Source organism: Marinobacter sp. E2, from assembly GCF_055755345.1.
Genome location: NZ_CM146911.1, coordinates 3,185,423 through 3,204,654, shown reverse-complemented (window position 1 = coordinate 3,204,654; position 19,232 = coordinate 3,185,423). Strand labels below are relative to the sequence as shown.

Genomic DNA, 19,232 nt, shown 5'->3' with positions numbered 1-19,232 from the left:
TTATCCTCCCTGAACCACGCCGACGTTGGCCCGCTTATCGAGCCACTTGATAAACAGTTCAGACCCGGCTGTGAGGGCCAGGTAAACAAACGCCACCGGGATGAAGAAATGGAACGGCATGCGCTCGGCCTTGGCCGCTTCCTCGGCCACCCGCACCATGTCTGTCAGGCCGATAATGGAAACCAGAGCGGTGGTTTTCAGCAGAACCTGCCAGTTGTTACCCAGGCCCGGCAGGGCGTGGCGCAGCATCTGGGGCAGCATGATGCGGCGGAACGTATGCAGGCGGGTGAAGCCATAGGCCCGCGCCGCCTCGATCTGTCCGGATTCCACCGCCAGGAAGGCGCCCCGGAAGGTTTCCGTCATGTAGGCGCCGAAAATCAGGCCGATGGTAACCACACCGGAGATGAACGGATCGAACTGGAAAAAGAAATCGATGTCGTAGGTGGCCCACAGGTAATCCGAGAGCATGTTCACAGCCACCTGGCCGCCGTAATAGAACAGCAGCATCATGACCAGATCCGGAACGCCCCGGATCAGGGTGGTGTAAGTGGTTGCAATCCCCTTCGCGACCCGGCTCTGGGACAGTTTGGCAGAAGCGCCGACGAGCCCGAGGGTGACCGACAGGGCAAGCGAGAGAAAAGCCAGTTCAATGGTGACTACCGCGCCGTCCAGCAGGGCCGGGCCATAGCCTTTGAGATCGAGCATGGAAACGTCCGGTCAGAGAGGGCGACCCGCGCCGGGCCGCCCTGACTCAGATTTACATCTTGATGTCGTAATTGAAGTACTTCTTCATGATGGCGTCGTAGGTGCCGTCTTGCTTCAACGTGGCAAGGGCAGCATTCACTTCTTCTGCCAGCTCGGTGTCGCGCTTGCGCATGGCAACGCCAACGCCTTCACCCAGCTTGACTGGCTCGCCCACTTCCTTGAAGCCTTCCTTGGTGAGGATGGTCTGCTCACCCACTGGGTAGTCGACAAAGACCACGTCCAGACGTTCGCCTTCGAGATCCAGCACCATGTCATCGGCGGTGGTGTAGCGCTTGATGGTGACGATGCCGCCCATGTTCTCGGTAACGTAGGTATCCATGGTGGTGCCGCGCTGAACGCCGACAGTCTTACCCTTCATGGCGTCCATGTCGGTGACGTCGGTGCTGAAACCCTCGCGGGCGAACCAGCCGCCGGGGGTGTTGTAGTACGGCTCGGAGAACAGCACCCGCTCGGCGCGCTCCGGGGTGATCGACATGGAGGACATGATCAGATCAAACTTGCGCGCCAGCAGGCCCGGGATCATGCCGTCCCACGCCTGGATGACAAATTCGCAGTTGGCGTTCATTTCCTCACACATGGCTTCGGCCAGCTCCACTTCGAAGCCGATCAGCTCGCCATTTTCATTCTTGTATTCAAACGGCTCGTAAGGCACGTCGAAGGCGATGCGCAGATCGCGCTCCTGGGCCTGGGTCGCGCCTGTCACCAGGGCGAGGGCACAGCTTGCTGCAATAATCAGTTTCTTCATGTGTCACTTCTCCAGTGGTTTGCCTTTTGGGCTTTATTTTCGATGGACACTTTTGGTTCCATCCTTTTTATTTCTTCACCGGTTCAAGATAGCACCGAGTGTCAGAACTTTGGAGCCAGGAACTGTTTCATCCGTTCCGAATCCGGATTTTCGAACACTTTCTGGGGTGTACCCTGTTCCTCGATCACGCCCTGATGCAAAAACAGGACCTGAGTTGACACATCCCTGGCAAATGCCATCTCGTGGGTGACCACGATCATGGTTCGGCCTTCCTCGGCCAGACTCTGCATGACTTTCAGCACCTCGCCCACCAGCTCGGGGTCGAGCGCCGAGGTGGGTTCATCAAACAGCATCACCTCCGGCTCCATAGCCAGGGCGCGGGCAATGGCGGCCCGTTGCTGCTGGCCCCCGGACATCTGCGCCGGGTAGTAGTCCTTGCGCTCGTAAATACCGACCTTGTTCAGGTAGGCCTCTGCGCGCTCAATGGCTTCTTTCTTTGGCACCTTGAGGACGTGAACCGGGGCTTCGATGATGTTTTCCAGGACTGTCATGTGTGACCAGAGGTTAAAACTCTGGAACACCATGGACAGCTTCGCCCTGATCAGTTCCACCTGCCTGTTGTCGGCGGGAATGCGCTGGCCCCTGCGGTTGGTGGTGAACCGTATTGGGTCGCCGTGCACGATAATGTCGCCGGAGGTGGGCGTTTCCAGGAGGTTGATGCAGCGCAGGAAGGTGCTCTTGCCCGAACCCGAGCTGCCGATCAGGGACACGACGTCGCCTTTGCGGGTTTCCAGCGAAATACCTTTGAGTACTTCAAGCTGATCAAAGGTTTTGTGAATATCCCTGCAGATCAACGGCGCTTGGTCCGCCATGGGTGGCTCCTGAGGCTGTCATTCAAAGGCGCATGTTTTACGGACTGTGGCGGCGGAAATCAATACCCCGTGCACGGGGCTCGCCTTCCACCACACCCGTTCGCTGGCTGTCATTGTGTTGCAACAGGTGATCAATGCAAGCAATTTGCCGTTCTCAACTGCCGGCACGGGCCAGCCGGGCGGAGGATTCGTCGGACAGTGGCAGCCGGATCAGCGTACTGCCCTGCTTTTCCATGTCCCTCATGGCCTCGCTGACAAACCGCACGTGGGCCATGGCCACTTTCTGGGCAGCGGCAGGCTTGGCAGAGATCACTGCCTCATAAAGCTGCCGGTGCTGGCGCACGATCTTCTTGCGCATCTCCTCCCGCGGGTTCAGGTTGGCCACGGATGCCTGGACCGTCAGCAGCATCATATTCTTCAGGCTGTTCAGAACATGCACCAGTACCGGGTTGTGGGAGGCCTCGACAATGGCCAGGTGGAAGCCATGGTCCGGTTTGGCGTTGCTCAGCGGGTCGGTCTCCTCGAGGGCCTGGAAGGCCTTGGTGATGCGGTGCCGGTCCATGCGCGTTGCCCGTTGGGCAGCCAGGTAGGCGGCCTGACCCTCCAGCTGTTCGCGAACTTCCAGCAGATCGAACAGGGTGCGCGGGTGGCCTTCGAAAAGATGCATCAAGGGACTTTGTTCGCCAAGCTCGCTGGAGCCCGGAACGATACTCGCCACGAAGGAACCCTTGCCATGGCGGGTCTCGATGACCCCGCGCCCCTGGAGTTCATGCAGGGCTTCTCGAATTACCGCCCGGGACACGCCCAATCGGGTCGCCAACTGGCGTTCCGAAGGGATTTTTTGCTCGGGAGCCAGCCCGCCGTCGAGGATAAGACGCTCAAGCCGATATGAAATTTCCTGGGAAATCGCCATTTGGATGCCTGTCTGTGCTTTGTGGTCTGACCAGTGGGTGGTGTGCTTTCTTGTTGATCCGATTGCCTACAGATTTGCGTCCGAGCCCGTTAAATATGGCCGATTCGGCGGATTTCGTCCATTTTTAATACTTGAAAAACTGGTCAGACCAGTGGCTCCCGAACTGGACTAAAACCGGATTGGCTACGAATATCTGTCTAATGCCGGCTTTGGTCGGCGTTGCTATGTAGCTCATAACAACAAAGCCAACGGAGACGTTTCGATGAATTCGAAGAATAATATCCGGAATAACTGTGACACCGGCGAGACCCCACCTCGCAGGAATTTCCTCAAGACAGCAGCGGTAGGCGCGGCGTTTGCCGGTGCGATGCTGATGGGCGCGGGCCAGGCCCAGGCCGCCACCACCTGGAAGATCCAGTCCGTGTGGGATGCCGGCACCGTCGGCTACGACCTGTTCGAGGAGTGGTGCAACAGCATTGAAGAGAAGTCCAACGGCGAGCTGATCTTCAAGCCGTACCCGGCCAAGGCGGTAGCAGCGGACAACAACGCCCTGTTCGATGCCGTGCGTAACGGCGTACTGCAGGGTATGAACCCGTTCACCCTGTACTGGTCCGGCAAGATCCCGGCCTCCGTGTTCCTGTCTTCCTACCCTGCCGGTCCTGACCAGCCCCACCAGTGGGACACCATGTTCTACTCCATGGGTATGCTGGAAAAGACCCGCGAAATCTACGAAAAGTACGGCCTGTTCTACGTTGGCCCAATCCAGCACGACGCCAACATCATCCACTCCAAGAAGCCGGTAAACAGCCTTGAAGATCTCAAGGGCATGAAGATCCGTGTTCCGGGTGGCATGGTTGCGGAAGTGTTCCAGCAGTTCGGCGTATCCACCGTGAGCCTGCCTGGCTCGGATATTTTCCCGGCGCTGGAAAAGGGCACCATTGACGCAGCCGACTACGTTGGCCCGGCTGTGAACTACGAGCTCGGCTTCTCCCAGGTGACCGACTACATCATCTTCGGACCTCCCGGCGTAATGTCCATCTACCAGCCGGTTGACCTGATGGACCTGACCGTGAACCTGCGGGCCTGGAAAGCTCTGGATCCGAAACTGCAGCAGCTGGTTGAGGACGAAGTGCGCAACTATTCCCAGAAGCACTACCTGACCATCCAGAAGCGCAACATCGAAGCCATGGAGAAGTTCAAGGCCGATGGCGACCAGGTTACCCGCCTGAGCCAGGCTGATCTGGAGGAGTTCCGTCGGGCTGCGATTCCCATCTGGTACAACTGGGCTAACAAGAACGAAGACGCGAAAGCCATCTTCGACATGCAGCTCGAGTACATGATGAACGAAACCGTAGGCTACGTGGACGAGGAAGACCTCAAGGCCGCTGGCGTCAAATAACAGAATTCATCCAACAACAACTCAACAGCGGGGAAGGGCAGGGAGCGCCTTGGGCAAGGCGCTTTCTCCCTTCCCCGCGCTGTGACTGAGGTGAAGACACTATGTCTGATCTGAGCAATTTCGGCTTCGTGCTGCCGCACTGGTTCTACTGGGGCTGGCTGGCCATCATGCCGCTTCTGATGATGGCCTGGGACCGGTGGTCCAGCGGGCGTGGCGTGCAGGCTGTCGACAAGAACGCCGAGGCCAACGAAAAGCTTCAGCAGATTGAAGCTGAGATGTCCAAGAAGATCGAGTCCGACTACGAGAACTGGTTTACCCGCGTCGTCGACTGGATCAGCGAAAAATCCGGGGTGTTCATTTCCTTCTGGACGGTGAATGCCGTGGTGTTCTATTTCTTCGAAGTGGTCATGCGTTACCTCTTCAACATGCCCACCATCTGGGTACATGAGGCCAGCTTCCTGCTGTTTGGCATGCAGTACCTCCTGGCGGGCGCATTCGCCTTCCTGCACGGTGCCCACGTGCGGGTGGATGTGGTCTATAACCTGCTGCCGGTCCGTGGCCGCGTGGGTATGGATATTTTCACATCCATGTTCTTTTTCATCTTCTCGGTGGCGCTGATGATCACCTCCTGGACGTTCTTCCAGAACTCCTACTCCATGGATGAGCGCACCGTGGAAACCTGGGGCATCCAGTACTGGCCGGTTAAGGCCATGATGCTGCTGGGCGCCGTTCTGATCACCCTGGCGGGTCTGTCCAAACTGATCAAGGACATTGCCCTGTTCGTCAGGCTCGGCCGGGAGCAACACGCATGAGTACTACCGTGACCAGTCAAAACTCCTCTAACCTCAAGGGCAAGCTTGGCACCTGGCTGATGATCATCGCCACGGTGGCGCTGGCCTTTGTAATGTGTGTTGAGTTCATCAACATCCTGTTCTACGACCCGTTCAGCGACGAAAAATTCCTGTTCAAGCTGGCGGGTAGTCTGTCTGATGTGAAAATCGGACCGCTGACCTACCTGATGTTCGGATCGCTGCTCATCGCTCTGATGATGGGCTTGCCGCTGGCATTCGTGACCGGTGGCCTCGGGGTCATGTTCATCTATCTCGTGGGTGATTCGCTGATGCTGAACATCATCCCGAGCCGGATCTTCCCGATGATGACCAACTCGGATCTGGCAGCGATTCCGTTGTTCATTTTCATGGCCGCCATGCTCGAACGGGCAGGGCTGATCGAGGAAATGTTCAACGTAGTCTACAAGTGGATGGGTGGTGTTGGCGGTGGCCTGGCCATTGCAACCATCGTCGCCTCCACACTGCTGGCCGCCATGGTCGGCGTTATCGGTGCCGCCGTGGTTACCATGGGTATCATCGCACTGCCGGCGATGCTCAAGCGCAATTACGACCACAAGATTGCCCTCGGCTCAATCATGGCCGGCGGTACCCTGGGTATTCTGATACCGCCCTCGATCCTGGCGATCCTGTACGCGGTTGTGGCCCAGCAGTCGGTGGGTGAGCTCTATCTCGGGTCGGTTATCCCGGGCATCCTGCTGTCGAGCCTGTACGTGTTCTATGTGTGGATGCGCGCGAAGATCAATCCGGATCTGGGACCACCCATTCCCCAGGAAGAGCGTATCGGACTCAAGGACAAGCTCCTGTTGCTCAAGGACCTGATTGCACCGCTGGTACTGGTGTTCCTGGTGCTCGGTCTGCTGTTTGGTGGTATCGCGACGCCGGTTGAGGCTGCAGGCATTGGCTCCTTCGGCGCCATCCTGGTGGCCATGAAACACAAGGTGTTTTCCATCGCCACCCTCCGGGATGCATCCATCACCACCGCCAAGGCGTCGGCCATGGTGCTCTGGATCATGTTCGGGGCGTCGGTATTCGTGGGCTTCTACATCCTTCAGGGTGGTCAGGACTTCATTACCGAATCCATCCTCGGCACTGGCCTGAGTGCCTACGGCATTCTGCTCCTGCTGATGATCCTGCTGGTGGTGCTCGGTATGTTCCTCGACTGGGTCGGTATCCTGCTATTGGCAGTACCCATCTTCATTCCTATTGTCGAGGCGCTGGAATTCCCGGGTCTGTTCGGCCTGCCCGGCGTGGAGGGCGACGATGTGGTGCTCTGGTTCGGGGTGCTGTATCTGGTGAACATGCAGATGTCGTTCCTGAGCCCGCCCTTCGGTTACGCGCTGTTCTACATCCGCGGCGTGTGCCCGCCGGAGATCACCATGGGCACGATCTTCAAGTCGTCCCTGGTATTCCTTGCGATCCAGGCTCTCGGGGTATTCCTCTGCATCCTGTTCCCGGCCATCACCACGTGGCTGCCAAATCTCGCTTACGGTTAATTTTCAGGAGGAAACGCAATGTTGACAATCAATCGGTTGGACCTGGCGGATGCCCGCATCCTTATTGAAGGCGCCGCCGAAAAAGCCCGCGACATCGGTGTGCCCATGTGCATCGCCGTGGTGGACGAATCCGGCAACCTGATCGCCTTCGAACGCATGGATGGTGGCAAGATCACCAGCGTGACCATCGCGCAGGACAAGGCGTTCACGGCGGCGGCCGCGAAGAAGGCCACCCACGACTACAACAAGGTGAACGTGCCTGGCAGCCTGGCGTTCGGTATCCATACCGAAGTGGGCGGGCGCATCAGCTCTGTGGGCGGTGGTCTGCCGGTGATTGTCAACGGCGAGGTTGTAGGTGGTATCGGTATCAGTTCCGGCACGCCGCAGCAGGATATGGACTGCGCGCAGGCCGGACTGGACCACTTTGAAACCAAACGCGGTTAATGGCTGTCACATAGAAGTCATCCAAATCCAGCGTCATTCAGGCCCGAAGCCCGGTCTCCGGGCCTGAACTTCAGCCTGGGCCCCGAGCTCAAAGGTTAGTGAGTGTCATGAATACCAAGCCGAAAGTCAGCAAAGGCGAGCTGGCTGAGCAGTTCCGGGCGTTTATCGACCCGGCCTTTGTCATCACCGATGACGAAACCATGAAGCCCTACGAATGCGATGGCATGTCGATGTACTGCGAGATGCCCTTGCTGGTGGTGCTGCCAGAGACCGTCGAGCAGGTGCAGCGGGTCATGCGCATCTGTAATGAGCACGGGATTCCGGTGGTGGCCCGGGGCGCGGGAACCGGTCTCAGCGCCGGCGCCATGCCCAACAAGGAGGGCGTGGTACTGTCGCTGGCCAAGTTCAATCGCATTGTTGAAATCGACCCGCTGGCCCGCACGGCGCGGCTGCAGCCGGGCGTTCGCAACCTTGCCATCAGCGAGGAGGCGGCCCAGTACGGGCTGTACTACGGGCCAGATCCATCGTCCCAGATCGCCTGCACCATCGGCGGCAACGTGGCGGAAAACTCCGGCGGCGTGCACTGCCTCAAGTACGGCCTGACGGTTCACAACATCCTCAGCGTGGAAATGGTGACTGCCGAGGGTGATGTGGTGACTGTGGGCAGCGATGGCCTGGATAGCTGCGGCATGGATCTTCTGGCTTTGATGACCGGCTCGGAAGGCTTACTGGGCGTGGTCACAGAAGTGAAGGTAAAACTGCTGCCCAAACCGGAAGTGGCCAGGGTGGTCATGGCCGGTTTTGATGATGTCCAGAAAGGCGGTGACGCCGTTGGCGGGATTATCGCCCATGGCATCATTCCGGGTGGTCTGGAGATGATGGACGGCCACGCAATTGTGGCGGCGGATGATTTCGCCCAGGCCGGTTACCCCCGCGATGCCAAGGCCCTGCTGTTGTGCGAGGTGGATGGCACCGAAGAAGAGGTGGATGAGCACATCGCCCAGGCGGAGGAAGTGTTCCGCAAGCTTGGAGCCACCTCGGTACGCACGTCCCGCAGCGAGGAAGAGCGCGCCCTGCTCTGGAAAGGCCGCAAGTCCGCCTTCCCCGCGGTGGGCCGGATCTCTCCCGATTATTACTGCATGGACGGCACCATTCCCCGCCGTGAGATTGCCCATGTGCTCACCGAAATGGAAAAGATGTCGGACGAGTTTGGTCTGCGCGTGGCCAACGTGTTCCATGCCGGCGACGGTAACCTGCACCCGCTGATCCTGTTTGACGCCAACTTACCCGGCGAATTCGAGCGCACCGAAGCGTTCGGGTCCCGGATTCTTGAATTGTGTGTGGAGGTGGGCGGCTGCATCACCGGCGAACACGGTGTGGGCGTGGAGAAGATCCGCCAGATGGCCGTGCAGTTCAACGACGAGGAGCTGCAGCAGTTCCACGACGTGAAAGCGGCGTTTGATCCCGCCGGTATCCTGAACCCCGGCAAGGGCGTACCTGCCCTGCGGTTCTGTCAGGAATACCGTTCCCTTGAGCACAAACAACACACGCACGAGCATACGGAAGCCGCCCATGGCTGATATTTCCCAACAACTCAAGGAGCAGGTGCTCCAGGCCCGGGACAGCGGGCACAAACTGAACATCGTTGGCGGCGGTACCAAGGCCTTCATGGGCCGGGAAGCCGATCCTGATGCCGGAACCCTCAGCGTGGGCGAGCACACCGGCATCGTTGATTATCACCCGGTGGAGCTGGTGCTGACCGTGCGCGCCGGAACGCCACTGAGCGAAATAGAGGCCACCCTGGCGGAAGAAGGCCAGTGCCTGCATTTTGAACCCCCGCATTTTGGTGCGGCTTCCACCATCGGTGGCACCCTGGCCTGTAACCTTTCCGGCCCGGGACGCCCCTGGGCAGGCTCGGTTCGCGACCAGGTGCTGGGCATTCGCCTGCTGAACGGCAAGGGCGAACACCTGCGGTTCGGTGGTCAGGTGATGAAGAACGTGGCCGGTTACGACGTTTCCCGGCTTCAGGCGGGAGCCCTGGGCACCCTTGGTGTCATCACCGAAATCAGTATGAAGGTGATGCCCAGGCCGGCGGCCTCCGTCACCCTGGTCCAGGAGATGGCCATGGATGAGGTGGTTCACTACATGAACAGCCGGGCCGCCGAGCCCAAGCCGATCACTGCGGCCTGCTGGGTGGACGGCAAGGTATACCTGCGGCTTTCCGGTGCAAAGTCAGCGGTGGAGGCCACTGCGGACAAATGGTCCGGCGAAGTAATGGAGAATGGCGACCAGTTCTGGCGTCAGGTTCAGGACCTGCAACACGACTTTTTTGCCGGTAACGACGTGCCCCTCTGGCGTTTCTCGGTGGGCTCAACCGCCCGGACCCCGGACCTCGAGGGCCACTGGTTTATCGACTGGGCCGGCTCACAACGCTGGTTCCGGGGTGCCGGCGAGCTGAAGGACCTGGAGCCCGCGGCGCGGGCGGCGGGCGGCCAGGTGAGCCTGTTCCGGGGCGGAGACCGCTCGGGCGAGGTGATGCACCACCAGCCGGAGGCCCTGAAAGGTATTCAGCGTCGCATCAAGAACGCGTTTGATCCGGACAATATTTTCAATCCCGGACGTTTATACAGCTGGTTGTAATTATGCAAACGAATCTGGTTCAACAATTTGCCAATACCAAGGAAGGGCAGGAGGCCGAGTCGATACTGCGCGCCTGTGTGCACTGCGGTTTCTGCACCGCCACCTGCCCCACCTATCAGGAACTGAACGACGAGCGGGACGGCCCCCGGGGCCGGATCTACCTGATGAAGATGTTCCTGGAAGGCGCCGAAGTGACCGAGAAAACCCGGGAACATCTCGATCGGTGTCTTACCTGCCGCAGCTGTGAGACCACCTGCCCGTCCGGCGTGCAGTACGGCCGGCTGGTGGACATCAGCCGTGGCCTGATCGAGAAAGAACTGCCGCGCAAGCCGAAGGACAAGTGGCTGCGCTGGGGGCTGGCCCGGGTTGTGCCCAACCGTCAGTTGTTTGGCTTCCTGCTGCGCCTCGGCCAGATCTTCCGCCCGGTGCTGCCGGAGAAACTGCGCACAAAGGTGCCGCCCAGAAAGCAGGCCAGCCCCTGGCCTGCCGCCAGTCACAGCCGCGTGGTTCTGGCTCTGGCTGGCTGTGTGCAGCCCTCGGCCACGCCCAACACCAACGCGGCGGCCGCACGGGTTCTGGACCGGCTCGGAATTACCATGGTAGAGGCCCCCGAGGCTGGCTGCTGCGGCGCAGTGAATTATCACCTGTCCGAGCATGAGAAGGGCCTGGAGCGGATGCGCCAGAACATCGATGCCTGGTGGCCGGCGATCGAATCCGGCGCCGAGGCCATCATCATGACGGCCTCCGGCTGTGGTGCCATGGTTCAGGATTACGGGCACCTGCTCAAGGATGACCCGGTGTACGCCGCCAAGGCGCAAAAGGTCAGCGAGCTGTGCATCGACCTGGGCGCCTTCCTGCTCCAGCAGGACCTGGAATCGCTCAAGGTGCGCCAGGATCCGGGCAAGGTGGCGTTCCACTGTCCCTGCACGCTGCAACACGCCATGAAGCAGAATGGCGTGGTGGAGCAGGTGCTGACCCGCGCAGGCGTGAACCTCGCGGCCACAAAGGACAAGCACCTCTGCTGTGGCTCAGCGGGTACCTACTCGGTTACCCAGCCGGAGATGAGCCAGAAACTGCTGAGCAACAAGCTCAAAGCTCTGACCGTCGACAATCCGGACCGCATCGTGACCGCCAATATCGGCTGCCAGATGCACCTGGAGACCAAATCTCCGGTGCCGGTGCAGCACTGGATCGAGCTGCTGGATCAGTAAGGCTCGAACCCGCGGTTTGATAGCGGTTTGATAAAGGGTCAGATGAGTCCATCATCTGACCCTTTTTTTCGTTATACTGCCCGACCCGATAACGCAACCACAGGGAGTGGAACCGTATGCCAAGGATGATGGCGGGTGTTGTTTTGTCTTTTTTACTGGTGCCAGTGGCCTCGGCCGACGTTTACACCTGGATTGACAGCCAGGGCGTGGCGCATTTTTCCGATTACCCGCCGGGTGAGATTCCCCACCGACAGATCCGCGTGAAGCCGCCCACGACGGTACCCATGGCAGAGAACCTGGAGCAGGGCGAACGGATTTCCGATATTCGCAGGGAAGTGGATGGTCTGCTGGCTTCAGGTCGGCCAGACGGTCCAGCCACCGGCGCCCGGGAACGGGCGGAGTCGGAACTCGAGAAAACCTGCGCCGGCTACCGGCGCAAGCTGGAAAGGATTCAGTCAAAGCTCCGGGCCGGCTATAGCAACGACCGGGGCAATACCCTCAGACAGCAGCGCCGCACCTTGAGCCAGAAACTCAGTCGGGAATGCATCCTGCGCTGAGAGGGCCGGGAGGAACCCGGATCAGGCCCGCTTGAAGCTGGCCAGGGCCACGGCGGCAGTCACGAACAGACCACCAAAAACCCGGTTCATCTGGCGCTGGCGTCGTGCCGTGGTCATGAACCGGAACAGCTGGCTGGCGAGCATGGCATAACCCAGCATTACCAGGCAGTCCACCAGGATCAGGGTAACGCCCATGGTCAGCAGCTGTGGCCCGTGCGGGGCGCCCGCCACCAGGAACTGGGGGAACAGGGCGACCAGGAACACGGTGGCCTTGGGGTTGGTCAGATTCACGAATACCGCGTTCCAGAACCGCTTGTGGCCACTCACCGGCTGGCGGTCGTCGTCCATGGATTCCATCACCGGTTCCCGCCACTTGGAGATGCCAAGCCAGACCAGATAGGCGACGCCCAGCCACTTGATGATCGACAGGGCGAGGTTGGAGGAGGCGATGATCGCGCCCAGCCCGGCGCCCACCAGCAGGATCTGGAGGCCAAAGCCTAGCTGCAGGCCCATGATGGCGGGCAGGGAGCGGCGCACGCCATAACGCATGCCGTTACTCATGGTATTGATGGCCCCGGCGCCGGGGGAAACGCTGATCAGCACGGCAGCAACCAAAAACGTGAGCCAGGCGGCAAGGGACATGATTTACGCTCCTGAAAATGCCAAGAGATACACCGTGTAGGCCACGAAGGCAAGCAGCAGGGCGCCGCCCTCAAACCGACTGATCCGGCCCGGACCACGGAAACCGTAGCCCAGTACAAACAGCGCCAGGGTTAAAGCGGCCATGACCGGCAGGTCCCGGGTGAGGACTTCCGGTGCTACTGTCATGGGCGCAATCATTCCGGCAATACCCACCACCGCCAGGGTATTGAACAGGTTGGAGCCGAGAATATTGCCCAGCGCCAGATCGTGTTCGCCTTTACGGGCGGCAATGATTGATGACGCCAGCTCCGGCAGCGACGTGCCCACGGCCACAATCGTCAGCCCGATCACCAGATCGCTGATGCCGAAGGCCGTTGCCAGATCGACGGCACCCCAGACCAGTATCCGGGAACTGACGATCAGCAGTAACAGGCCGAGCCCGAGCCACAGCAGGGCTTTTTTCAGGGGCATGGCGTGGATTTCACCGGCCATGTCTTCAGCCAGGGCATCCCGGGGCTGGCGCATACCCTGATAGATACTCCAGCCAAGCAGGCCGGCGAAAACCACCATCAGGCCAATGGCGTCCATACGGCTCAGGGCACCATCCCACAGCTGCCAGCCGGCAAAGGCCGTCACCAGCATGAGGATGGGGAGCTCCTTGCGCATGACCTGCGAGTGCACCGCCACCGGGGCCATCAGAGCAGTAATACCGAGGATCAGGGCGATGTTGGTAATGTTCGAGCCATAGGCGTTACCCAGGGCCAGTCCGGGGTTACCCTGGGTCGCGGCCAGCGCCGACACCGCCATTTCCGGCGCTGAGGTGCCAAAACCGACTACCACCATGCCAATCAGCAGGGGTGGCATGCCAAAATGATTGGCCGTTGTCGCCGACCCTTCCACAAACTTGTCCGCGCTCCACACCAGTAGAACCAGACCCGCAATGATCGCCCCGATGGCCATCAGCATGTCAGACACTCCTCAAGTCAGTTGCCGTTCCGGCGGGAAAGAATCCACGGTGCCACAGGATGCCACAATAGGTACAAGTGCATCAGCCCGTTTCAGGCTCAATTGCTTGAAGAGCCCGTTTTTTCTCGTTCACCAATGCAGCCACTTTCTGCCATTTTTCATGCATCAAGTCATCAGGATGTCTGCTTCGGCGAGGCTTATTCTGAGGGGGTCAAATCAAGCAGGGGAGATGGCTTATGAAGACGGAAGAGATGATTGATAAGTGGCTCGACAAATGCGATGAGGCAAGGCTCGCCCAACAGCGGTACGAGGATAATCCGAGTCCCACGAATTACTCGGCACTCAGACAGGCGCTACGTGCGCGCCGGCTGATGGAGGAGCGCCTGGACCCAAGGAACAGACTGGCGCAGAGCTTGCCAGCTTGACGCCAGTGAGCGTGCTCCAGAAATAACAAAGCCCGCACAGGGCGGGCTTTGTCTGGAATCTTGATGGTGCCCGGAGGCGGAATCGAACCACCGACACGGGGATTTTCAATCCCCTGCTCTACCAACTGAGCTATCCGGGCTTTGCTTTACACCTTGCAAGGTGTGTCGGCAACGGGGCGCTATTAAACCGGTTTCGATGTATTGAGTCAAGGCTACGCCGGAAAAATTTCGCAATCTTTTCAGGGTTGCTCAGGCTTTGATCAGCGCGGTTTCACTGCTCCGGGGGAACATAGCCTTCGGCCTTGTCGAAGGGCTCGTTGTTGAAGAAATGTTCCATCTGCGCCTGCAGGTATTTACGGGTGTTCGGGTCCATCAGGCTCAGGTGTTTCTCGTTGATCAGCATGGTCTGCTGGGCCTGCCATTCCTCCCAGGCCAGTTTGGACACATTCTCGAAAATGTCCTGGCCTTTGGCGCCGGGCATGGGCGGGAAGTCCAGGCCTTCCATTTCTTTCTGGTATTTGCGGCAGAACACGGTGCGGCTCATGGTGGCTCCTGTAGGCAAATGTTTTGGCGCAGATGATAACAGATCGGAGAGCTGATAGGTGGTGGCCCTGGCTCAGAGCAGGGCCGCCTGCTCGGGCTCGGTCAGTAGTGTGCGGATCGGCGCTGGCAGTCCCAGGCCCAGGGCTTCGTGCCGGTGCAGCCATTTCAGGTTATCCCGGTCGGCCACCGTGTTCCTGCCTCCAGCAACCGTCAGCCGGGCCGGTTGGATGTGCAGATGGTAGTGGGAGAAGGTGTGCCGGAAACCGCTGATCAGCTCCGGCTCGCTGCAATCCAGCCCTAGATGCCGTTCGCAGGCTTCCTGCAGTTCATCCGCTCCGAAGGCCGGGTCCAGCTCCGGAAGGCTCCACAGCCCGCCCCAGATGCCGCTGGGCGGGCGCCGCTCGAGCAGGATTCTGCCGTCGTGGTCTTCGAGGATAACCATCCAGGTGCTTTTTTCCGGTTTCGCCTTTTTCGGTTTGGAGCCCGGATAAAGCGCGGTTTCACCTGCTGCGTAAGCGGTGCAGTCTTGCCGCAGAGGGCAGCTGTCGCAGGCAGGGCGGCTGCGGGTGCAGACCATGGCGCCCAGATCCATAATGGCCTGGGTGTAGTCGCGCACCCTCTGTTCGGGGGTGTGTTCCTCCGCGCGCTCCCAGAGCTGGTGCAGCACCCGGGTCTGGCCTGGCCACCCGGGGATGGCGTGGTATCGTGCCAGCACCCGCTTCACGTTACCGTCCAGAATGGCCGCGCGAATGCCGTAGGCCTGGGCCAGAATGGCCGCAGCGGTGGAGCGGCCGATGCCGGTGAGGGACTCCAGCAGTTCCTGGCTTTGTGGAAACTCGCCACCAAACTCTTCAACCACCGTTTGCGCGGCTTTTTGCAGGTTGCGGGCCCGGGCGTAATAGCCAAGGCCGGACCAGTGGCTGAGCACGTCATCCACCGGCGCCTTGGCGAGCGCCTCAACATCTGGAAAGCGCGCCATGAAGGCTTCGAAATAGGGAATGACCGTGGTTACCTGGGTCTGCTGGAGCATGATCTCCGACACCCAGACCCGATAGGCGTTCCTGTTATGGTGCCACGGCAGGTCGTGCCTGCCGTGACGGTCGTACCAGTGCAACAGCCGGTCGGCAAAGCTGTCCGCCATCAGTTGAACAGCCCCTTGAGCTTGTCGCCCACCTTCTCCTGAATCTTTTCCTGCACCTTCTCTTCTGCCTTGGCCTTGGCCTTGTCGACCTCTTCCTTGACCTTGGCTTTGGCGGCGTTTTCGGCAATGGTTTTCAGGGTATCCCGGAAGCGGGAGCCATCAAACGAGCAGAGTCCGCCCGGGTTTTCGGAGAAGTTACCTCGGCATTCCACGGGGATCACCGCGTTCTTCACATACTCGGTTACCCGGCAGGCGTTGTCCCGGTGGATTTCACCAACCACGCGCAGCCCCAGCTCGTAATCGAGCATGGACTGGGCCATGTCCACGGTGCCGTTACCCTCAAGGCGCATGCCGGCGAGGGCGGCAACCAGGTTGGTGTTGTTGAGGGTGTTGCCATTGATCTCCAGGGTGCCGCTCATGTCGTTGAACGGCGTGGTGGTACCCCAGTCGGACGTGGTCAACTGGTCCTGATTGGCCAGGGCGATGCCCTGGCAGGCCATACGGGTCAGGTTCATCTGACGGAATTCACCCTTGGCCAGGTTGAAGGCGATCTGACCGTCGGCGTTGCTGCGCAGGGCCGAGATCCGGTTGCCCGTGGTGGTGGCATTCACTTTCAGGTTGGCGCCACCGCTGAGCATCTCAAGCTCGGCCAGATCGGTGAGCAGCGGCAGGGTCTGCACGTTGCTCACGTCCGATTTCACTGCCCACTTCGGGTTGTCGCTGCGGGCGTCCAGGGTAACATTCGCGCCGAAGCTGCCTTCGTAAAGCTTGCCGCTGAATTCATCCACCTTCAGCAGTCCGTCCTTGGCCGTTGTGCTGGCCTTGATCTCGTTGATGGTCAGGTTACTGACAATCAGCTGGCCAAGACCGAAATCAACATCCAGCAGCAGGCTGCGCAGGGTCTCAAGGGGCAGCAGGTCGCTCTCGGGGCTGCTGCCGGTAGCCTGCGCGGTACCGGAGGATGCGGTTTCGTTGCCACCGCTGGCGGCTTCTGCTTCAGCCTCCGGGGGCAGGTAACGGTCGGCGTTGAGTTTGTCGCCCTGCAGGTTGAACACGATGCCGCTGTTGGCGAGGCTGTAGCTCCCGGAACCCTTGAAGGTAGTTTCATCCAGGCGGATGTTCAGGTCGCTCAGCTCCACCTTGCCGTCGGGGCCGCCGATGCCTGTTGAAAAGGCAATGGCCTTGAGTACGTCGGGGTCGCGGGTCTCCACCGGTGGCTGGCCGAGATTGTCCAGCAGCTTCTTCAGGGAGAACTCGGCGATTGAAACCTTGCCGTTCAGGGCGGGGGAGTCGCCAAACCCTTTAACGTCCAGATCGGTGTTCAGGGTAAGGTTGGCCAGGGAGGCGGAGAAGCCGCTCAGGCTGGCGGTCTCGTTTTCCAGGTTCGCGCTGGCGGAGCCGCCGAGCTCTGCGGTAACGCTTTTGCCGCCAAACGGCTCACCGGTCATGTCGAACACCGCCTTCAGGCCTGAGACCGCAAACTGGTTCAGCGCCTCGTTGGCGGCCAGGCGGGCACTGATGCTGCCGTCCACCTCAAGGGCTGGTTTCGCGGTGGCTACCCGAAAGCCGATCTCCAGCGGAAATTCGGAGCCGAGGGTAATGCTGCTGGCGTTTAAGGTGAAGTTTTCGAGAGTGACGGACTGGCCGGTGCTCTGGTCCGTGTAGCGCACCTGTGCATTGCCGATCTGGACATTCTCGACGTTGAAATTAAGGGGCTCACCACCGGCCTGTTGATCGTCCTGGGCCTGCTCATCCTGTGTGCCTGCGGTCTGTTCCGAGGCAGTGCCCTCAGCCTTCTCCGGCATGATGCGGGTCCAGTTGCCCTCGCCCTGCTCATTAACAACCAGTCGCGCGTCGAGGCCGTTGAGCACGAAGGTGTTCACCCTCGGCGACATGGCAATGAGTGACCAGAAGTCCACCTGGGCAACCAGTTGCTCCAGGGCCACGAAACGCTCGCCATCCAGATTGGCCTCAACCGCGTTAAGCTCCAGGCCAAGGGGGATGAAAGACCAGCCAATATCGCCTTCCAGAACCAGATCCAGGTTGGTGGCGTCTTCAACGGCCTTCTCAATCTGTGGCTTGTAGTCGTTCGGGTTGATAACGGCCATGGCAATGGCAACCGCAGCCACGGCAAGAACGATCAGCGCAACGATGGCGATCAGCACATAACGGACGGCTTTCATGATTCGGGCTTCCTTCCTCATGTTGGGAGCGTGTAGAGGTTCCGGGAGAACTCTGTTGGTAATAACCCAAAGGATAACGCAGGGTTAACAAATTAACAGCGCAGGAGTATGACAATGCGGTAGTGTTGGGCCAAAATACACGTCCTTAATTTCCGGCTACAGTTGTAGCAGTAAGAGCACCAACAAACATAAAAAGGAGTAGACCGTGGCAATTACCGTTTCGATTGAGCTGAACCGGGAACTCGAAATACCGGGAAGCTACGATGAGGTTTTCGAGCTGCTGGCGGATGTGCCACGCTCTGCCAGCCATTTTCCGAAAGTTCACAAGCTCACTGATCTGGGCGACAACGCTTACCGCTGGGAAATGGAGAAGGTGGGCGTGGACAAGCACGCAATCCAGTCTGTGTACGCCTGCAAGTACCACGCAGACAAAGACGCCGGCAAGATCACCTGGGAGCCGGTAAAAGGCGAGGGCAACGGCGTGGTGCGCGGCTCCTGGACCCTGAAGGCCAAGGGCGACAAGGCCACAGCAGTAAAATTCCAGACCAGCGCCGAGCTGACCGTCCCCCTGCCGAGCCTGCTCAAGCTGGCGATCAGTCCGGTGATCAAGCACGAGTTCAACAGCCTCGTGGATACCTACATGAACAACCTCAAGAAGGCGTTCTGAGCGAGCGCGACTATCGGCGCAATTGAACCGTTTGCGGGACTCCGGCCAACAGAAAAGGTATAATCGTCCGGTAAAATACTTCCGGCGCACTGACGCCCTTTTTTATGGATCGTTACGGAGTCCCCATGGCCGAACGCAAGGCTCGGGTAGAACGAAATACCCTTGAAACCCAGATCACCGTAGAGATTGATCTCGACGGTACCGGCAAGTCCAGTTTCGACACCGGCGTGCCGTTCCTGGAGCACATGATGGACCAGATCGCCCGCCACGGGCTGGTCGACCTGAACATTGTGGCCAAGGGCGACCTGCATATTGACGACCACCACACCGTGGAAGACATCGGCATTACCCTCGGTCAGGCCTTCAAGCAGGCCGTTGGCGACAAGAAGGGCATCCGCCGCTACGGTCACGCCTACGTGCCGCTGGACGAAGCCCTTTCCCGCGTGGTGATCGACCTCTCCGGCCGTCCTGGCCTGATGATGGATGTACCCTACACCCGTGGAGCCGTTGGCGGCTTCGATGTGGATCTGTTCGAGGAGTTCTTCCACGGCTTTGTGAACCACTCCATGGTGACCCTGCACATCGATAACCTGAAGGGCAAGAACACCCATCACCAGATCGAGACCGTGTTCAAGGCCTTCGGCCGTGCATTGCGCATGGCCATTGAAATGGACGAGCGCATGGCGGGCATCACCCCGTCCACCAAGGGTTCACTGTAACCCGCTCGTTCCGGAAAGACTCGCTGTTGCCGGCCATTCCTGGCCGGTCAATCAAG

Annotated in this window: 19 protein-coding genes and 1 tRNA gene; 10 read left to right on the top strand and 10 right to left on the bottom strand. The window is 59.7% G+C overall.

Annotated features, from left to right (window positions below; all coding sequences use genetic code 11):
• The 4 genes from AC0J1C_RS14665 to AC0J1C_RS14650 form a co-directional block, all read right to left on the bottom strand.
• Positions 1-705: an ABC transporter permease gene (locus tag AC0J1C_RS14665; protein ID WP_473044513.1), complete on the bottom strand. Its 705-nt coding sequence runs from the start codon at positions 703-705 to the stop codon at positions 1-3.
• Between the two features lie 52 nt (positions 706-757).
• Positions 758-1,510: an ABC transporter substrate-binding protein gene (locus AC0J1C_RS14660; protein WP_473044512.1), complete on the bottom strand. Its 753-nt coding sequence runs from the start codon at positions 1,508-1,510 to the stop codon at positions 758-760.
• A 101-nt stretch (positions 1,511-1,611) separates the two neighbouring features.
• Entirely contained in the window at positions 1,612-2,382 is a 771-nt protein-coding gene (locus AC0J1C_RS14655; RefSeq protein ID WP_473044511.1) for an ABC transporter ATP-binding protein, read from the bottom strand.
• Positions 2,383-2,536: 154 nt separating this feature from the next.
• Positions 2,537-3,295: an FCD domain-containing protein gene (locus AC0J1C_RS14650; RefSeq protein WP_473044510.1), complete on the bottom strand. Its 759-nt coding sequence runs from the start codon at positions 3,293-3,295 to the stop codon at positions 2,537-2,539.
• Between the two features lie 373 nt (positions 3,296-3,668).
• On the opposite strand from AC0J1C_RS14650, the gene dctP reads away from it, so the two are divergent.
• From dctP to AC0J1C_RS14610, 8 genes are all read left to right on the top strand, one after another.
• Positions 3,669-4,694: a TRAP transporter substrate-binding protein DctP gene (dctP, locus tag AC0J1C_RS14645; RefSeq protein WP_473046562.1), complete on the top strand. Its 1,026-nt coding sequence runs from the start codon at positions 3,669-3,671 to the stop codon at positions 4,692-4,694.
• Between the two features lie 101 nt (positions 4,695-4,795).
• Positions 4,796-5,506 carry a TRAP transporter small permease subunit gene (locus AC0J1C_RS14640; protein ID WP_473044509.1) on the top strand — a complete coding sequence of 237 codons (711 nt, stop codon included), beginning with the start codon at positions 4,796-4,798 and terminating at the stop codon, positions 5,504-5,506.
• On the top strand, positions 5,503-7,038 hold the full coding sequence (locus tag AC0J1C_RS14635; RefSeq protein ID WP_473044508.1) for a TRAP transporter large permease: 1,536 nt from the start codon (positions 5,503-5,505) through the stop codon (positions 7,036-7,038). Before AC0J1C_RS14640 ends, AC0J1C_RS14635 begins: the two co-directional genes overlap by 4 nt.
• Before the next feature lie 18 nt (positions 7,039-7,056).
• Positions 7,057-7,482, top strand: a complete 426-nt coding sequence (locus AC0J1C_RS14630) for a heme-binding protein (RefSeq protein ID WP_375193174.1) — start codon at positions 7,057-7,059, stop codon at positions 7,480-7,482.
• A 107-nt stretch (positions 7,483-7,589) separates the two neighbouring features.
• The gene (locus tag AC0J1C_RS14625; RefSeq protein WP_473044507.1) at positions 7,590-9,062 is read left to right on the top strand and encodes an FAD-linked oxidase C-terminal domain-containing protein; all 1,473 of its coding nucleotides are present in this window, start codon (positions 7,590-7,592) and stop codon (positions 9,060-9,062) included.
• The gene (glcE, locus tag AC0J1C_RS14620) at positions 9,055-10,122 is read left to right on the top strand and encodes a glycolate oxidase subunit GlcE (RefSeq protein ID WP_473044506.1); all 1,068 of its coding nucleotides are present in this window, start codon (positions 9,055-9,057) and stop codon (positions 10,120-10,122) included. The genes AC0J1C_RS14625 and glcE overlap by 8 nt, the downstream gene beginning before the upstream one ends.
• Before the next feature lie 2 nt (positions 10,123-10,124).
• Complete coding sequence (gene glcF / locus AC0J1C_RS14615) at positions 10,125-11,333, top strand: glycolate oxidase subunit GlcF (protein WP_473044505.1); 1,209 nt, start codon at positions 10,125-10,127, stop codon at positions 11,331-11,333.
• Positions 11,334-11,476: 143 nt separating this feature from the next.
• Positions 11,477-11,890 (top strand): DUF4124 domain-containing protein, encoded by a 414-nt coding sequence (locus AC0J1C_RS14610; protein WP_473044504.1) that lies wholly within the window; start codon positions 11,477-11,479, stop codon positions 11,888-11,890.
• Between the two features lie 21 nt (positions 11,891-11,911).
• Here AC0J1C_RS14610 and rhtB read toward each other — a convergent pair whose 3' ends face one another.
• From rhtB to AC0J1C_RS14580, 6 genes are all read right to left on the bottom strand, one after another.
• Positions 11,912-12,532 carry a homoserine/homoserine lactone efflux protein gene (rhtB, locus tag AC0J1C_RS14605; protein ID WP_473044503.1) on the bottom strand — a complete coding sequence of 207 codons (621 nt, stop codon included), beginning with the start codon at positions 12,530-12,532 and terminating at the stop codon, positions 11,912-11,914.
• 3 nt (positions 12,533-12,535) lie between these two features.
• On the bottom strand, positions 12,536-13,498 hold the full coding sequence (locus AC0J1C_RS14600) for a calcium/sodium antiporter (RefSeq protein ID WP_473044502.1): 963 nt from the start codon (positions 13,496-13,498) through the stop codon (positions 12,536-12,538).
• A 489-nt stretch (positions 13,499-13,987) separates the two neighbouring features.
• Positions 13,988-14,063: transfer RNA gene (locus AC0J1C_RS14595), tRNA-Phe, on the bottom strand.
• Between the two features lie 131 nt (positions 14,064-14,194).
• Positions 14,195-14,467, bottom strand: a complete 273-nt coding sequence (locus AC0J1C_RS14590) for an oxidative damage protection protein (RefSeq protein WP_473044500.1) — start codon at positions 14,465-14,467, stop codon at positions 14,195-14,197.
• Between the two features lie 72 nt (positions 14,468-14,539).
• A complete protein-coding gene (gene mutY / locus AC0J1C_RS14585) occupies positions 14,540-15,607 on the bottom strand; it encodes an A/G-specific adenine glycosylase (protein ID WP_473044499.1) in 1,068 nt (355 codons plus the stop codon).
• Positions 15,607-17,790: an AsmA family protein gene (locus AC0J1C_RS14580; RefSeq protein ID WP_473044498.1), complete on the bottom strand. Its 2,184-nt coding sequence runs from the start codon at positions 17,788-17,790 to the stop codon at positions 15,607-15,609. The genes mutY and AC0J1C_RS14580 overlap by 1 nt, the downstream gene beginning before the upstream one ends.
• Positions 17,791-17,995: 205 nt before the next feature.
• On the opposite strand from AC0J1C_RS14580, the gene AC0J1C_RS14575 reads away from it, so the two are divergent.
• Positions 17,996-18,457, top strand: a complete 462-nt coding sequence (locus AC0J1C_RS14575) for an SRPBCC family protein (protein WP_091987771.1) — start codon at positions 17,996-17,998, stop codon at positions 18,455-18,457.
• Between the two features lie 125 nt (positions 18,458-18,582).
• Complete coding sequence (hisB, locus tag AC0J1C_RS14570) at positions 18,583-19,176, top strand: imidazoleglycerol-phosphate dehydratase HisB (RefSeq protein WP_091987769.1); 594 nt, start codon at positions 18,583-18,585, stop codon at positions 19,174-19,176.
• Positions 19,177-19,232 lie beyond the last annotated feature (56 nt).

What these genes read in the sequence shown, in the direction of transcription:
- rhtB (WP_473044503.1), bottom strand. Translation starts at nt 12,532, where the DNA reads ATGTCCCTTGCCGCCTGGCTCACGTTTTTGGTTGCTGCCGTGCTGATC.
- glcE (WP_473044506.1), top strand. Translation starts at nt 9,055, where the DNA reads ATGGCTGATATTTCCCAACAACTCAAGGAGCAGGTGCTCCAGGCCCGG.
- AC0J1C_RS14590 (WP_473044500.1), bottom strand. Translation starts at nt 14,467, where the DNA reads ATGAGCCGCACCGTGTTCTGCCGCAAATACCAGAAAGAAATGGAAGGC.
- mutY (WP_473044499.1), bottom strand. Translation starts at nt 15,607, where the DNA reads ATGGCGGACAGCTTTGCCGACCGGCTGTTGCACTGGTACGACCGTCAC.
- AC0J1C_RS14655 (WP_473044511.1), bottom strand. Translation starts at nt 2,382, where the DNA reads ATGGCGGACCAAGCGCCGTTGATCTGCAGGGATATTCACAAAACCTTT.
- AC0J1C_RS14660 (WP_473044512.1), bottom strand. Translation starts at nt 1,510, where the DNA reads ATGAAGAAACTGATTATTGCAGCAAGCTGTGCCCTCGCCCTGGTGACA.
- AC0J1C_RS14600 (WP_473044502.1), bottom strand. Translation starts at nt 13,498, where the DNA reads ATGCTGATGGCCATCGGGGCGATCATTGCGGGTCTGGTTCTACTGGTG.
- hisB (WP_091987769.1), top strand. Translation starts at nt 18,583, where the DNA reads ATGGCCGAACGCAAGGCTCGGGTAGAACGAAATACCCTTGAAACCCAG.
- AC0J1C_RS14665 (WP_473044513.1), bottom strand. Translation starts at nt 705, where the DNA reads ATGCTCGATCTCAAAGGCTATGGCCCGGCCCTGCTGGACGGCGCGGTA.
- glcF (WP_473044505.1), top strand. Translation starts at nt 10,125, where the DNA reads ATGCAAACGAATCTGGTTCAACAATTTGCCAATACCAAGGAAGGGCAG.
- dctP (WP_473046562.1), top strand. Translation starts at nt 3,669, where the DNA reads ATGGGCGCGGGCCAGGCCCAGGCCGCCACCACCTGGAAGATCCAGTCC.
- AC0J1C_RS14580 (WP_473044498.1), bottom strand. Translation starts at nt 17,790, where the DNA reads ATGAAAGCCGTCCGTTATGTGCTGATCGCCATCGTTGCGCTGATCGTT.
- AC0J1C_RS14635 (WP_473044508.1), top strand. Translation starts at nt 5,503, where the DNA reads ATGAGTACTACCGTGACCAGTCAAAACTCCTCTAACCTCAAGGGCAAG.
- AC0J1C_RS14625 (WP_473044507.1), top strand. Translation starts at nt 7,590, where the DNA reads ATGAATACCAAGCCGAAAGTCAGCAAAGGCGAGCTGGCTGAGCAGTTC.
- AC0J1C_RS14650 (WP_473044510.1), bottom strand. Translation starts at nt 3,295, where the DNA reads ATGGCGATTTCCCAGGAAATTTCATATCGGCTTGAGCGTCTTATCCTC.
- AC0J1C_RS14640 (WP_473044509.1), top strand. Translation starts at nt 4,796, where the DNA reads ATGTCTGATCTGAGCAATTTCGGCTTCGTGCTGCCGCACTGGTTCTAC.
- AC0J1C_RS14630 (WP_375193174.1), top strand. Translation starts at nt 7,057, where the DNA reads ATGTTGACAATCAATCGGTTGGACCTGGCGGATGCCCGCATCCTTATT.